At 61.2% G+C, this 13,881-nt stretch carries 10 protein-coding genes and 1 pseudogene; 5 read left to right on the top strand and 6 right to left on the bottom strand.

The window, feature by feature from the left end:
• The first annotated feature begins 112 nt into the window (after positions 1-112).
• The 3 genes from J5N58_RS14390 to J5N58_RS14400 are packed head-to-tail and all read left to right on the top strand — an operon-like array spanning position 113 to position 3,491.
• On the top strand, positions 113-1,471 hold the full coding sequence (locus tag J5N58_RS14390) for an NAD(P)/FAD-dependent oxidoreductase (protein ID WP_244711332.1): 1,359 nt from the start codon (positions 113-115) through the stop codon (positions 1,469-1,471).
• On the top strand, positions 1,468-2,280 hold the full coding sequence (locus tag J5N58_RS14395) for a DUF1365 domain-containing protein (RefSeq protein WP_113438336.1): 813 nt from the start codon (positions 1,468-1,470) through the stop codon (positions 2,278-2,280). The genes J5N58_RS14390 and J5N58_RS14395 overlap by 4 nt, the downstream gene beginning before the upstream one ends.
• Entirely contained in the window at positions 2,277-3,491 is a 1,215-nt protein-coding gene (locus tag J5N58_RS14400) for an SAM-dependent methyltransferase (protein ID WP_112827084.1), read from the top strand. The genes J5N58_RS14395 and J5N58_RS14400 overlap by 4 nt, the downstream gene beginning before the upstream one ends.
• A 5-nt stretch (positions 3,492-3,496) precedes the next feature.
• Here J5N58_RS14400 and J5N58_RS14405 read toward each other — a convergent pair whose 3' ends face one another.
• The 4 genes and pseudogenes from J5N58_RS14405 to groES all read right to left on the bottom strand — a co-directional run bounded on the left by J5N58_RS14405 (position 3,497) and on the right by groES (position 7,115).
• Positions 3,497-4,267 carry an SDR family NAD(P)-dependent oxidoreductase gene (locus J5N58_RS14405; protein WP_244711334.1) on the bottom strand — a complete coding sequence of 257 codons (771 nt, stop codon included), beginning with the start codon at positions 4,265-4,267 and terminating at the stop codon, positions 3,497-3,499.
• Between the two features lie 286 nt (positions 4,268-4,553).
• Positions 4,554-4,781 carry a hypothetical protein gene (locus J5N58_RS14410; RefSeq protein ID WP_112827082.1) on the bottom strand — a complete coding sequence of 76 codons (228 nt, stop codon included), beginning with the start codon at positions 4,779-4,781 and terminating at the stop codon, positions 4,554-4,556.
• A gap of 260 nt (positions 4,782-5,041) precedes the next feature.
• Positions 5,042-6,749, bottom strand: a pseudogene (gene groL / locus J5N58_RS14415) (chaperonin GroEL).
• Between the two features lie 51 nt (positions 6,750-6,800).
• Positions 6,801-7,115, bottom strand: coding sequence for a co-chaperone GroES (gene groES / locus J5N58_RS14420; protein ID WP_112827149.1), 315 nt, complete (start codon positions 7,113-7,115; stop codon positions 6,801-6,803).
• A 280-nt stretch (positions 7,116-7,395) separates the two neighbouring features.
• Here groES and J5N58_RS14425 point away from each other — a divergent pair, with 280 nt between their 5' ends.
• Together J5N58_RS14425 and J5N58_RS14430 are read left to right on the top strand one after the other, a co-directional pair.
• Positions 7,396-7,668 (top strand): usg protein, encoded by a 273-nt coding sequence (locus J5N58_RS14425; RefSeq protein ID WP_112827080.1) that lies wholly within the window; start codon positions 7,396-7,398, stop codon positions 7,666-7,668.
• A 515-nt stretch (positions 7,669-8,183) separates the two neighbouring features.
• Entirely contained in the window at positions 8,184-9,575 is a 1,392-nt protein-coding gene (locus J5N58_RS14430) for an NAD-dependent succinate-semialdehyde dehydrogenase (protein ID WP_244711337.1), read from the top strand.
• A 135-nt stretch (positions 9,576-9,710) separates the two neighbouring features.
• On the opposite strand, the gene J5N58_RS14435 is transcribed toward J5N58_RS14430, so the two are convergent.
• Both J5N58_RS14435 and J5N58_RS14440 read right to left on the bottom strand, forming a co-directional pair.
• Entirely contained in the window at positions 9,711-11,636 is a 1,926-nt protein-coding gene (locus J5N58_RS14435; protein WP_244711339.1) for a PhoX family protein, read from the bottom strand.
• A 235-nt stretch (positions 11,637-11,871) separates the two neighbouring features.
• Positions 11,872-13,587 carry a GMC oxidoreductase gene (locus J5N58_RS14440; protein ID WP_244711342.1) on the bottom strand — a complete coding sequence of 572 codons (1,716 nt, stop codon included), beginning with the start codon at positions 13,585-13,587 and terminating at the stop codon, positions 11,872-11,874.
• Positions 13,588-13,881: the final 294 nt, after the last annotated feature.

Genomic DNA, 13,881 nt, shown 5'->3' on the forward strand with positions numbered 1-13,881 from the left:
GCCGCACGTTCGAGCCTGGATCACGTCGTCTCGAAAAATTCGCACTCCACCAATCCGACTGCGTCCTCATCACGTAATACCTGTCGAAAACCAGAGAGACGGAAGCGTTGTCATGAGCAGTCACGCCAAACAAGGGCCATTCGACAGCCGCAGGAAGATTGCCGTGATCGGCTCCGGCATCTCCGGACTTTCCGCGGCATGGCTTCTTTCGCGCACCGCAGATGTTACCCTCTACGATCGGGAGGCCCGCCCCGGCGGACATTCGAACACCGTCGAGGTCGCGGGCCCCGATGGAATCGTTGCGGTGGACACCGGCTTTATTGTCTACAACGAACGGAACTACCCCAATCTTGCCGCCCTCTTCCGGGAACTCGATGTGCCGACGCAAGAGTCCGACATGTCCTTTTCCGCGTCTCTCGATAACGGCTCCTTCGAATATTCCGGATCGGGAATCTCGGGGCTGCTCGGCCAGAGGATCAACGTGCTGCGCCCGCGCTTCTGGTCGATGGTGAAGGATATCCTGCGCTTCTACCGGGAGGCGCCCCTTATGCTCGGCCGCCCGGAAACCGGCTGCTTGACGCTCGGCGAATTTCTGGAACGGGAAAACTACAGCCGGCGCTTCGTCGAAGACCATCTTTTGCCCATGGGGGCCGCGATCTGGTCGACGAAGGCCAGCGACATGCGGGCATATCCGCTCGAGGCCTTTCTGCGCTTCTTCGTCAATCACGGCCTCCTGCTTCTGAAGGATCGGCCGAAATGGCGGACGGTCCGGGGCGGAAGCCGCGAATATGTGAAGCGCATGCTGGATGATTTTCGCGGGGAGATACGCCTCGGCTCGCCGGTCGTGGACGTGCGTCGCGACGATCTCGGCGCGACGGTGGTGTGTGCCGGCGGACAATCGGACCGCTTCAACCATGTCGTGATCGCCACGCATGCCGATCAGGCGCTCGCGATGCTGTCGGACGCCGATGAACGCGAAAGGCGCATTCTCGGTGCATTCGACTACACGCAGAACATCGCCGTTCTTCATTCCGATCCCGGCCTGATGCCGAGACGCAGGTCGGTCTGGGCGAGCTGGAATTACCTTTCAGGGACCGGTCGCGACGAGAGCAGGGCATTGAGCGTGACCTACTGGATGAACCGCCTTCAAAACCTCGACCCACGCCTGCCGCTCTTTCTGACGCTCAATCCCCCGACGGAGATCGAGGAGGAAAAATTCCACCATACGATAGGCTACACGCACCCTCTTTTCGACGCCAAGGCCATCGCCGCGCAGAAGCAGCTCTGGCAATTGCAGGGCCGTCGTCACACATGGTTCTGCGGCGCGCATTTCGGCAGCGGTTTCCATGAAGATGGCCTGCAATCCGGCCTTGCCGTCGCCGAACAGCTTGGCGGCGCGCGCAGGCCCTGGACGGTGGAGGATGAATCGGGTCGCATATTCCTCGACGAGCAGCGGATGGCTGCGGAATGAACAAGGCATCCGCGCTCTTCTTCGGTTCAGTCGTGCACTCTCGCCACCGGCCTGCGGAGCACAGCCTCCGCTACCGGGTGTTTTCGCTGCTGATCGATCTCGACGAGATCGAAACGCTCGGCCGGAGCCTCAGGCTGTTCGGCTATAACAGGCGCGCCGTCTTCAGTTTTCACGATGCCGACCACGGCCTTGGCGACACTGGCGGCCTTCGACGCTGGATCGAGGAAAATCTTCGTCAGGCAGGAATAACAGCCAGCGGCATTCGAATTGCGGTGCTCTGTTATCCCCGGATACTGGGATATGTCTTCAACCCGCTCACCGTCTATTTCTGCCGCTCGTCCGACGGCACGTTGCAGGCCATTCTCTACGAGGTATGCAACACGTTCCACGAGCGGCATACCTATGTGATCCCGGTGCGTGAAGGCCGTGCCGACAATGACGGCTCGGTCCGCCATGACTGCGCCAAGCAGATGTATGTCTCGCCATTCGTGCCGATGAATTGCCGCTATCGGTTCCGCATCATGCCGCCCGATGAGACCGTTCTCGTCTCGATAAACGAATACGACAGCGAGGGCGCCTTGCTGCACGCCTCCTTCGCCGGCAAGCGCGCACCTCTCACGGATGGAATGCTTCTGAGAGCCTTCGCGACCTACCCTCTCATGACGTTGAAGGTGACGGCGGCAATCCACTGGGAAGCCTTCAAACTCTGGCTGAAGGGCATACCCGTTCACCGTCATCGCCGGTCGGACGAGCGCGTAGCACGCACCATCGTCAAACCCGACACCCGCACGGGGGGAGAGCGAATATGAGTCACGCAGACGGCACCACGCGGCTGATGCCGGGTCGCAGCCAGGCGCTCTGGCAACGGATGATCCGTGGCTGGGCGAACCGCATCTCCCGCGGAAGGCTGACGATCGTCTTTCCGGATGGCGACGAGTTTCACACATCGGGCCCGGAGCCGGGCCCAGCGGCGACCATGCGGCTCAACAATGCGCGGCCGGTCTGGAGACTGATCGCCGGCGGCAGCCTCGGCTTCTCGCAAGCCTATCTGGACGGCGACTGGGAAAGTCCCGATGTGGCGGCGCTGCTCGAATTGGCAATCGTCAATGAAGACCGGTTAAGCGAAATATTGTCACCGAGCGTCCTTAGCCGCTGGTTTGCGCGCTTCCGCCACGTGCTGAGGGCCAATACCCGCGCCGGCAGCCGACGGAACATCGCTTTCCACTACGACCTCGGCAACGACTTCTATGCGTTATGGCTCGACCCGACGATGACCTATTCCTCCGCGCTTTTTTCGTCGGAGAACCAGACGCTGGAGGAGGCGCAGGTTGCAAAATACCGTCGGATCATCGACGCGCTCGAGATCTCACCGACCGACCACGTCCTGGAAATCGGCTGCGGCTGGGGCGGCTTCGCAGAACAGGCCATCCGTCAAACCGGCTGCCGGGTGACAGGATTGACGCTCTCGAGGGAGCAGGCCGAATTCTCGCGCCGGCGCCTGGCCCTTGCGGGACTTGGCGGAAATGCCGACATTCGCCTCGAGGACTATCGCGACGTCCAGGGACGGTTTTCAAAGATTGTCTCCATCGAGATGTTCGAGGCCGTGGGCGAAGAGAACTGGCCGGTCTATTTCCGTCGCATCCGCGACCTTCTTGCGGATGGCGGGAAGGCCATGGTGCAGGTCATCACCATTGATGAGGCGCGTTTCGACCGCTATCGCCGCAATGCGGACTTCATTCAGACCTTCATTTTCCCGGGAGGAATGCTGCCATCCGTTACCGCTTTCGAGCGTTGCGCCCGGCAGGCAGGTTTGACCGTCGAGGACCGGCTGCGTTTCGGCGGCGACTACGAACGGACGCTGCTCGCCTGGGATCGCGCCTTCGACACCCACTGGCCACGCATCCAGCCGCTCGGCTTCGATGAACGCTTCCGGCGAATGTGGCACTACTATCTGCATTACTGCGCCGCAGGTTTTCGAACAGGCAGGCTCGATGTCGTGCAGTTCACATTGGGGCGCTGAAAGGCTCAAGTCTTTCGAAGCATCCTGCCCGTCACGGCGAAGAAAAGCGGATAGGGCAAAAGCCGAAGCAGCTTGAGCAGAAGAACCATGCGCCGGGGAAAGGCGATTTCGAACCTGCCGGCTTTCAGCCCGCTGACGATCCGCTTCGCAGCCTCCTCCGCCGAGATGATGAACGGCATGGGAAAGTCGTTGACGTCGGTCAGCGGTGTCCGGACGAAGCCGGGATTGACGACACAGATGTCCACACCCCTTTGCCGCAATTCCGGATACATTCCTTCCGCGAGCGTCATCAGCGCGGATTTCGTTGCGCCGTAAAAGGCACCACCCGGCAATCCGGCATATCCTGAAACGGAGCCGACAAGCGCAATTCTGCCGGAACCTCTTGCGACCATGACCTCGATGGCGGCTTCCAGGCAGTGACTGGTTCCGACCAGATTCAAATCTATCAGGCGGTGGAAAGTCTCGCTGTCGTACCGGCTGGGCGTATCCCGCACATATGTGCCGGCGACGAATACGGCAAGCGCAATCGGCCCCATCGCCTCTTCGATCGAGGCAACCGTCTCATGCACGGCCTGGCGATTGCGGATATCGAGCGGGAAGCTCCGGATCGCACCTTCCGACCGGCGCGCAAGCTCTTCCAATTCTTCGGAACGCCGGGCAGACGCAGCGACGCGATAACCGGTCCGCGACAGTTCAAGCGCAAGGGCCCGGCCGATGCCGGAACTTGCGCCAACGATCCAGGCGAGCTTTTGAGCGTTCTGTTCTCTCCGAGCCACGACTTGCCACCCTCCAGGAACCGGTTCAGCCACAGCAGTTGCTGCATGCCTATCTACGCAACGAACGGTCCTCCGGATCGCATCGGACATCTCAAGTCGCGGAAAAGGCGAGGCGGAAACGGCATTCGCCCCAACGAGTGGGCAGGGATGTTACGCAATCGCTGTCATGTGTGCAGGGACCGTGCGCACAAGGCTTCGACGGAAGGGGATTTCAGGAGATGCGGCCGGCCATCCGCTTGACAAGGCGCGGTGGCAAAACCGTTCCCCCTTGGCCGGGAACGAAGGCTCAGGAAAAGGAACCTTCCGCGCCGGGCGTGTGCAATCGGGTGCCGGCCAACCTGGCCTCAATCCCCGAAACGAGGTCGGTTTCGCTGTCGGCGCCGTTCTGGAAAAGCCCGATAAGCGTCGTCGCCAACTCGACCGGATCGATGTTTGGAACATCGACATAACGGTCGTAGACGTTCTGGAGCCGTTTCAAATCCTCAGGAGAAAGTATGGCGTCATTCGGCAACATGCTGAACCCTCCCATCGAAAACCTATCACGGCAAACCGGGCGCCGAAACCCTCAGACTTGATGGATTACACCACGTTGCGGGCGACAGCTTTCCCCGCGAAACAGCAATCCCTGCCATTGCTTCCACGGATGAGGGTTTGCGGATTTTCCGCTTTCTCATGCTTCGGCTTTCTCCGGAGCCGGAGCGGCGGACCGCATTCGGCGGCCTGGAGGGAAGGCCCGCCCCGCGAGGGTCGGGCGGGCCTTCGGTCGCGACGGCCTTAGAAATCCATGCCGGCGCCTGCGGGCATGGCCGGAGCGGCTTCCTTCTTGGGCTTCTCGGCGATCATGGCTTCCGTCGTCACCAGAAGACCGGCGACGGAGGCCGCATCCTGCAGCGCGGTGCGGACGACCTTGACCGGGTCGATCACGCCCTGAAGGTAAAGGTCGCCATATTCACCGGTCTGAGCGTTCCAGCCATAGGAAAACTCGGACCTTTCACGCAGTTTGCCAACGATGACCGAACCTTCGGCGCCGGCGTTCTCGGCAATCTGGCGGACAGGCGCCTCAATCGCCCGGCGTACGATATCGACGCCGACACGCTGATCGTCATTGGCGGTCTTGAGACCGTCGAGTGCCTTGACGGCGCGCAAGAGGGCGACACCCCCGCCCGGCAGGATGCCTTCCTCGACGGCGGCGCGGGTGGCATGCAGCGCATCGTCCACCCGGTCCTTCTTTTCCTTCACTTCGAGTTCAGTCGCACCGCCGACGCGGCTGACGGCAACGCCGCCAGCGAGCTTGGCAAGACGTTCCTGCAGCTTTTCGCGGTCGTAGTCGGAGGTGGTCTCTTCGATCTGCGCACGGATTTGCGCCGTGCGTCCCTCGATCTCGGCCTTGGAACCGGCGCCGTCGATGATGGTGGTATTTTCCTTCTCGATGGCAACCTTCTTGGCGCGGCCGAGCATGTTCAACGTCACATTCTCGAGCTTGATGCCGAGGTCTTCGGAGATGACGGTGCCGCCGGTCAGGATGGCGATGTCTTCCAGCATGGCCTTGCGGCGGTCGCCGAAGCCCGGAGCCTTGACGGCAGCGATCTTGAGGCCACCACGCAGCTTGTTGACGACGAGCGTTGCAAGGGCTTCGCCTTCGACGTCTTCAGCAATGATGAGGAGCGGCTTGCCGGACTGAACGACGGCTTCGAGAACCGGCAGCATGGCCTGCAGGTTAGACAGCTTCTTCTCGTGGATCAGGACATAGGGGTCCTCGAGTTCGACCCGCATCTTCTCCTGATTGGTGACGAAATAGGGCGAGAGATAGCCGCGGTCGAACTGCATGCCTTCGACGACTTCGAGTTCGGTTTCGGCGGTCTTGGCTTCCTCGACGGTGATGACGCCTTCGTTGCCGACCTTCTGCATGGCTTCGGCGAGATAGCGGCCGATTTCGGCATCACCATTGGCCGAGATCGTGCCGACCTGGGCAATCTCGGAATTGCTGGTGATCTTNGAGATAGCGGCCGATTTCGGCATCACCATTGGCCGAGATCGTGCCGACCTGGGCAATCTCGGAATTGCTGGTGATCTTGCGGGCATTGGCCTTGAGTTCCCCGACCACGGCGTCAACGGCGAGATCGATGCCGCGCTTCAGGTCCATCGGGTTCATTCCGGAAGCGACGGCCTTGGCGCCCTCCTTGACGATGGCCTGGGCAAGAACGGTTGCGGTGGTGGTGCCGTCACCGGCGAGGTCATTGGTCTTGGAGGCGACTTCGCGCAGCATCTGCGCGCCCATGTTCTCGAACTTGTCTTCCAGTTCGATTTCCTTGGCGACGGAAACGCCGTCCTTGGTGATGCGCGGAGCGCCGAACGATTTGTCGATCACGACATTGCGGCCCTTCGGCCCGAGGGTGACCTTTACGGCATTGGCCAGCACATCGACCCCGCGCAGCATGCGTTCACGGGCATCGCTGTGGAACTTGACTTCTTTTGCAGCCATTTTTTCACTCCTTAGTTAGGCAGATCTAATTTGACTGATGACGCGAGGGCCTCAGGCGGCCTTCTTCTGATCGGCCTGGGCTTCGATGATGCCCATGACATCGCTTTCCTTCATAATCAGCAGGTCTTCCCCGTTGATCTTAATTTCGGTGCCGGACCACTTGCCGAAAAGAATGCGATCGCCGACCCGGACGTCGAGGGCCTGGATCTGGCCGGCATCGTTGCGCGCGCCGGGACCCACGGCGACAACCTCGCCTTCCTGCGGTTTTTCCTTGGCAGTGTCGGGAATGATGATGCCGCCCTTGGTCTTTTCTTCCGATTCGACCCGGCGGACGAGAATGCGATCATGAAGCGGTCGGAACGACATGTTTTCCTCCATGGACAAACAATGATGACGTTGTTCCCCCAATGCCGGACCGGATGACCAGTCCGGGCGGGTACAAAACCTCGATCGAGCGTTTTGCGCGTAAAATCTGGTTTTGCATTTTTTCGTTTTCAAGAGGCGAAAAAGAAAAAATCAGCACTCATCAATTCTTGCTGCTAACATGCTGGAAAGAAACAATAAACTGGCTTCCATCGTTGAAAAATCCGTTGATCGTCCGAGAGTTTTCCGGCAGCCTTCAACTGTCACACAACGGAGATAAAGCATGCAATTTTCATCGGATCTGGAGCGCCAGTTGAACGGTTACGGTCTGACGACGGCGCATATTCTCTATCGTATTCCCGATTTCGAATCCGTACTGCAGAGCTATGTCTGGCAGGATTACGACCTGGCGCCGGATTTCCCCGAAATGCATCGGTTCCTGGAGTTCTGGCGGTCCAATCTCGATGGACCGCTGCATTCCGTGCGTTATACCCATCAGCGACTGATCGGACCGAACGAATGGCGCCGCGTCGAGGGTGAGTTCAAGCTGCACTGAAGGCCGAGGGCGCCATTATCCTTTCCCCATTCGCGGAGCGTGGCTTTGCGGCCGGCGCTCCCGTCACGGCGAAGCGCCGACCGGTTCAGCCGGGATCACGCCAGGTGGATAACGCCTGGACAATCGAAATCCCGCGATGAGGAAGACCCGGCGTAATCCCTGTCCAGCGCCGAAAACATGGCCGATATCGAGGCGCATCGGCGCCGGCCGGCCCCGGCTGTCGCGATGTTGCGACACAGGCCGAACCTATATCCCGCGCTCTACTGACGGCCGGCCAACCTGCCATCTATATGAAAGCCAGCTCCAGCCAAATCAAGGAGTTGCATTGGCCGTCAAGAGCAGGATCGCAGCCATCCGTGATGCCTCCCCTCCGTCTTCCACGGACGAGAGGTCAGGAATATGCAGCGCCTTGAGACGCTTCATAGAACGCCTGTCGCGCGCTTTCACCCTTCGATCCTTCTCCCGCTTTCCCGGCCGGTGGTTTTACGGATTAATCTCATGAAAGGTGATCCATCATGGCCTACGCCACAATCAATCCCTACACGGGCGAAACCCTGAAGACATTTCCCGACGCCACCGATGACGAAGTCCGCGACGCCATCGGCAAGGCGCACGATGCCTTTCTCTCCTGGAAGGAAGCACCGTTTGCCGAACGCGGCCGCATTCTTCAGAAGGCGGCCGATCTCCTGCGCCGGAACAGCGACGCCTATGCAAGACTGCTGACGCTCGAGATGGGCAAGCTTTTCACCGAAGCGAAGGCAGAGGTCGAGCTTTCCGCCAGGATCTTCGAATACTACGTCCGCAATGCCGAGGAACTGCTCAAGCCGGAAAAACTGCCCGTGCTCGATCCGGCCGAGGGAGAAGCGGTCCTCGTTCACGAGCCGCTGGGCGTCCTTCTCGCGATCGAGCCATGGAATTTCCCCTACTACCAGATCGCCCGCATCATCGCGCCGCAGCTTTCGGCGGGAAACACCGTCCTGCTGAAACACGCCTCGAACGTGCCGCAGAGCGCCGCAGCCTTCGAAGGGCTGATGAAGGAAGCCGGACTTCCCGAGGGCGCTTTCCGCAACCTTTACGCGACGCGTTCCCAGATCGAGCTCATCCTCAATCACGACCGGGTGCATGGCGTGGCGCTGACGGGCTCGGAAGGCGCGGGGTCCGTTGTCGCCGCGCAGGCCGGCAAGGCCCTGAAGAAATCGACGCTGGAGCTTGGCGGCGCCGACGCCTTCGTGGTGCTGGCGGACGCCGATCTCGAAAAGACCGTCAGGTGGGGCGTCTTCGGCCGGCATTGGAACGGCGGCCAGGTCTGCGTTTCCTCAAAGCGCATGATTATCGTCGACAAGGTCTATGACGAGTTCCTCACTCGATACCGCGAAGGCGTGGCCGGCCTCGTCGCCGGCGATCCCTTCGCTCCCGAAACGACACTTGCGCCGCTTTCGTCGCAGGGCGCCGCGGACGAAGTGAAGGAGAAGATCCGCGAGGCCGTCAGATTGGGTGCAAAGGCCGAGGAAGTCGGCCCGCCCGTGCCCAATCGGGGCGCGTTTGTTCAGCCCACCATCCTCACCGATCTCGCCGAGGACAACCCGGCCCGCTATTGGGAATTCTTCGGACCGGTCTCGATGCTGTTCCGGGCACGGGACGAAGCCGATGCGGTGCGTATCGCCAACGATTCGCCTTTCGGCCTCGGCGGTTCCGTCTTCACCTCCAATCCGGCGCATGGTGCGGAAGTCGCCCGGAAGATCTCGACCGGCATGGTCTTCGTCAACCATCCGACCAAGGTGGAAGCCGACCTGCCATTCGGCGGCATCAGGCGTTCCGGCTACGGCCGGGAGTTGATCGGACTGGGGCTGAAGGAATTCGTCAATCACAAGCTGATCGGCGTGGTCGATATCGACGCACGCTTCTGAGACATGCGCCGGCCCTTCCCCATGGAAGGAGGGGCCGGGCGCGCGGGCAGGCCTGGACAAGCGCGTTTTGCGCGACACCGGAAATGGAAGGGGCGCCGAAACCGGCGCCCCCGACTTTATCAAGACACCTGGCGATCAACCGACCAATGCATTGTCGTTGCGCTTGATCGCAATCACCGTCGAGCGCGGCAGCTTGCCTTCGCCGTCCGGGAAGGGGGCATCGGGGTGCTGGATGCCGACGAAGTGGGTGCGCTTGTCGGCAGACCAGGTCTGGCCCGTCACTTCCGCACCCTTCGGCGCAGTCAGGAAGCGTTCGATGCGACCGGTGGCCGGATCGCCGGCGAGCATCTGGTTGTTGCCCTGGCCAAGGAACTCGCCTTCATTGGTGTCTTCGCCATCGGTCTGGATCCAAAGAAGACCGGTGCTGTCGAACATCATGCCATCGGGCGAGTTGAACATGTTGCCGGAGTTGATGTTGGAGGAACCGGCATAGGCATCGCCCTTGTGAACGTCCGGATTGCCGGCCATGACGAACAGGTCCCACTTGAACTTGCCGTCGGCATGATCGTCGTTTTCCGGATACCAGCGGATGATCTGGCCGTATTCGTTCTTCTCGCGCGGGTTGGCGGCGTTGAGCGCCATGACGTCGCCGCCGGCGTTCGTCCGCATCTTGCCGTCCTTGAGAACGGCGCGGTTCGAGTTGTTGGTCAGCGCGCAATAAGCCTCGATGGCAACCGGGTTGATCGCCACCCATTCCGGGCGGTCCATCGTCGTGGCGCCGACCTTGGAGGCGGCCTGGCGGGTGAAGACGCAGATTTCGTCCATCTTCATGCCGGTGGTTTCCGGCGTCAGAGCCAGCCATTCGCCGGTGCCGTCGTCGGCGAACTTGGCGACGTAGAGCGTGCCCTCGTCGAGCAGCTTCGAGGTATCGCCGCCCGGAACGTAGATGCCGTTCGAGACATACTTGTAGAGGAATTCGCCACGCTCGTCGTCGCCCATATAGACGACCACGCGGCCATCGCGCGCGACCACCACGGCGGCGTTTTCATGCTTGATGCGGCCAAGCGCGGTGCGCTTGACCGGGGTCGAGGAGGCATCCGACGGATCGATCTCGACGACATAGCCGGCGCGCCGCGGTTCGTTCGGGTTCTTGGCCACATCGAAGCGCTCATCGAACTTCTCATAGGCATAACGCGTCTCGGCGGCGATGCCGTAGCGCTTGTAGTCGTCGGGCATCTTGAACTCGGCATTGGTGGTGCCGAAATAGCCGTTGAAGTTTTCCTCGCAGGTCAGGTAGGTGCCCCACGGCGTACGGCCGGCGCCGCAATTGTTGAAGGTCCCGAGACAGTCGGTGCCGTTCGGATCGGCTGCGGTCTTGATGAGGTCAGAGCCGGCGGCGGGGCCGGAAAGCTTCATCGGCGTGTTGTGGTGGATGCGGCGGTTGAACGGGCTGTCGAGCACGATTTCCCAGCCATTTTCACCCTCGGCCACTTCCATGACCGTCACGCCCTGCATGTTCTGCAGGATGCGCACTTCGTCCGCATTCTCCGGATTGCCCTTTTCGCGATGCGGCAGGTTGATCTCGGGGTTCACATATTCGTGGTTGACGGCGATGATCTGATGGCCACCGACAACGAAAAGTTCCATGCCGTCAGTGTTTTCGCCGAAAACCTTGTCGGAATGCTCGACCGCCACACCCTTGACCGGGTCGACGTCCGGAACGTTGGGGAACAGCGGCTGGCCCCACTTTGCAAGCGGCTTCCAGCTATAACCTTCCGGGACGTGGATGGTGTTGTCGGTCGCGGCCGGCACCGGCTTGAACGGGAAGCGCGAAGCGGCGGCTTCCTGTGCCTCGGCCGAGGTGGAAGACATCAGGTTGGCGGCAGTGCCGAGCGTGCCCATGGCGGCGGCGGCCGAACCGAGGGCCAGAACACCGCCGAGGAAGCCGCGGCGAGAAAGAGCCGATTCGACGACGCGGTCGAAATCGGTTTCGGCCGGCGGCGGATTTTGCAGCTCGTCCCATTCGTCCCAGGACAATTTACTGGTGTCGATATTAGCCATAGCGCTTCTCCTTTGTTGCGTCTTGAAACAGGTCCAACAGAGGCTCTATCGCTGCAAGATCACAGAGATATGACTGAAAAAGACGATCGTCGCGGCAGCCGAACGGACCCGGCAGACGGCGGTTCGATGAAGACTTCGAGGCAGCACCCCGAACCAGCCCGATCTGCGGAACAGGTATAAGGCCGGCAACGTCGGCCAGGGCAAAAGCCGAGAGCGGGCAGGCCGCGGCTCTGCCTCAACCGGCCCTCAGTTGCGCGCTCAGATGATCGGCCAGTCTGATCGCAAAGGCGACGATCATCAGGGTGGGATTGGCATGGCCGCTGGTCGGGAAAACGGAACCGCCGGCGACATAGAGGTTGGGCAGCGCGTGGACCTTGCAGTTCCTGTCGACGACACCGGTCTTCGGGTCGTTCGACATCCGTGTCGTGCCGAGCGTATGCGCCATGTCGATGATGACGATATCTTCAGGCCGGCGTTCGCGCGCCCATTCCTCCAGCGTGGGAGCGGGCAGTCCCTGGCTTACAAGCGCTGCGCGAGAGAGTTCGGCGATCCGCAGCAGCGTATGCCGCTCGGCCGCGTTGATGCGCCAGTCCACCCTGGCGAGAGGCGTGCCGAACCGGTCCTTCCGCGCACTGAGGCTGATCCTGCTTTCGGGATTGGGCGTCTGCTCGCAAATGGCTTCGATGCGCAGGCCGGAAAGCTTGTGGGGCAAGCCTCGGCTCTGGAATTCGTCTGCGACCATGTTCGGCGACAGCCGGATCGCGGCATTGATGACGAGGTCCTTGACGGCCTGGGGCGTGCGGTGGTCCGACAGGACCCTCATGCCGATCCCCCTCGCAAGGAACCCCGATCCCGTCGCCACCGACAACAGGTCGCGGCTGATGTTCGCGCTCTTCCAGCGCAACAGTTTTTTCAGGGCGTCCCAGGGATCGTCGGGCGCCCTTTCCGTCGAGAAATAGACCGCGGCGTTGAGCAGTTGTTCCTGTTCCTGCACGCGCTCTGTCAGTGCCAGCCCATGCATGAACATATGCGAACGGTTCTTGTGGTGAACCCCGAAGAACCCGAAAAGCTTAGCAGGCACGGCCATGTCATCGGCCGAGAAGCGGCCGACACGCGCGGCGGCATGATCTATCAGATAGCGTCCCACCACATCGTAGCGATTGCCGATACCGTTGGTGTGAACGTCGTTGGATGCCAAGAGCAGGCGGGCGTTTTCAATGCCGCTTGCGGCAAGGACGCAGAGCTTCGCTTCGATGCGCGCGCGCCTGCCCTCCATGCTGGCGACGTCGAGATACGAAAAATGCGTCCCCTCGGCGTTCAGGCCGACATGCGTCACCGATGCATCGAGCAGAATGCGGACATTGGCGGGCCGCTGCGCCATCACCTCGCTGCCGAAACGCATGACGTCGAGCTTGTCGACGCGGGAACGGGCGAATTGCCAATAGAAGGAATGCAGCCCCTCCGCATCGAACCGTCGAGGCGGCGCCTTGGGGCTCAGGTTCAGAACCTCTGTCGCGCGCAGCAGGTAAGGCGCGATCTCACCGTGATCGACCGGCCAACCGGAATAAGGGACCCAGGGGCGCGGCTTGAAGTCGATGGCATCGAAGGGGGCAGATTTGCCGGCCCATGCATGCGTCGATCCGCCGAGGGCCCGGCATCTGACCCCGAAGGGCTGGACCTGCGGAGACCAGAACTGGGCTTGAGAGCCGTGGAATTCTATCCGTTTTTTCACCTGCGCTTCCGACTGAAGCTCGCCGATGTTCTCTACCGCATTGAGTTCAGCATGCTGTGCGGTTTCCACTTCGAGCCCGCTTTCGACGACGAGCACCTTTCTGCCCGTAGCCGCGCATTCGCTGGCGATCGTCAGGCCCACGGGACCGGCGCCCACGATCACGAGATCCGCCGCGATCGTGGAGCTCTCATCAAGATCCGCCAGACGTTCGATTTTCATGGGATGCCAGCTTCCCTTACGCACACCGCACACACGCTTTACCCAGGCTGGATCAGACCGGTTATTGCCGGCGTTTTCAATTCTCAGGAGGGCTGAGACCGATACCTCCGGCCCATATAATCAGACAGTCCACCCCCTTCATAAGACGATATTGACACGACAAACCTGCCTCGCCGGGCCATTGCCCGAACGACTTTACCCACCGGGGATGGACGGGGATCTTCCACGTCTCATCCAACGACAGGAAGGAAGACCTGTCACCCGCCGACAGGATTTTTCGGAGCGGAAAGCGCC

It is taken from the genome of Paenirhizobium cremeum (genome assembly GCF_022884085.1).
Taxonomy (GTDB): domain Bacteria; phylum Pseudomonadota; class Alphaproteobacteria; order Rhizobiales; family Rhizobiaceae; genus Allorhizobium; species Allorhizobium cremeum.

Excerpts from the sequence above, each read along its gene's own strand:
- J5N58_RS14390 (WP_244711332.1), top strand. The coding sequence starts at position 113 with ATGAGCAGTCACGCCAAACAAGGGCCATTCGACAGCCGCAGGAAGATT.
- groES (WP_112827149.1), bottom strand. The coding sequence starts at position 7,115 with ATGTCGTTCCGACCGCTTCATGATCGCATTCTCGTCCGCCGGGTCGAA.
- J5N58_RS14400 (WP_112827084.1), top strand. The coding sequence starts at position 2,277 with ATGAGTCACGCAGACGGCACCACGCGGCTGATGCCGGGTCGCAGCCAG.
- J5N58_RS14435 (WP_244711339.1), bottom strand. The coding sequence starts at position 11,636 with ATGGCTAATATCGACACCAGTAAATTGTCCTGGGACGAATGGGACGAG.
- J5N58_RS14410 (WP_112827082.1), bottom strand. The coding sequence starts at position 4,781 with ATGTTGCCGAATGACGCCATACTTTCTCCTGAGGATTTGAAACGGCTC.
- J5N58_RS14395 (WP_113438336.1), top strand. The coding sequence starts at position 1,468 with ATGAACAAGGCATCCGCGCTCTTCTTCGGTTCAGTCGTGCACTCTCGC.
- J5N58_RS14425 (WP_112827080.1), top strand. The coding sequence starts at position 7,396 with ATGCAATTTTCATCGGATCTGGAGCGCCAGTTGAACGGTTACGGTCTG.
- J5N58_RS14430 (WP_244711337.1), top strand. The coding sequence starts at position 8,184 with ATGGCCTACGCCACAATCAATCCCTACACGGGCGAAACCCTGAAGACA.
- J5N58_RS14440 (WP_244711342.1), bottom strand. The coding sequence starts at position 13,587 with ATGAAAATCGAACGTCTGGCGGATCTTGATGAGAGCTCCACGATCGCG.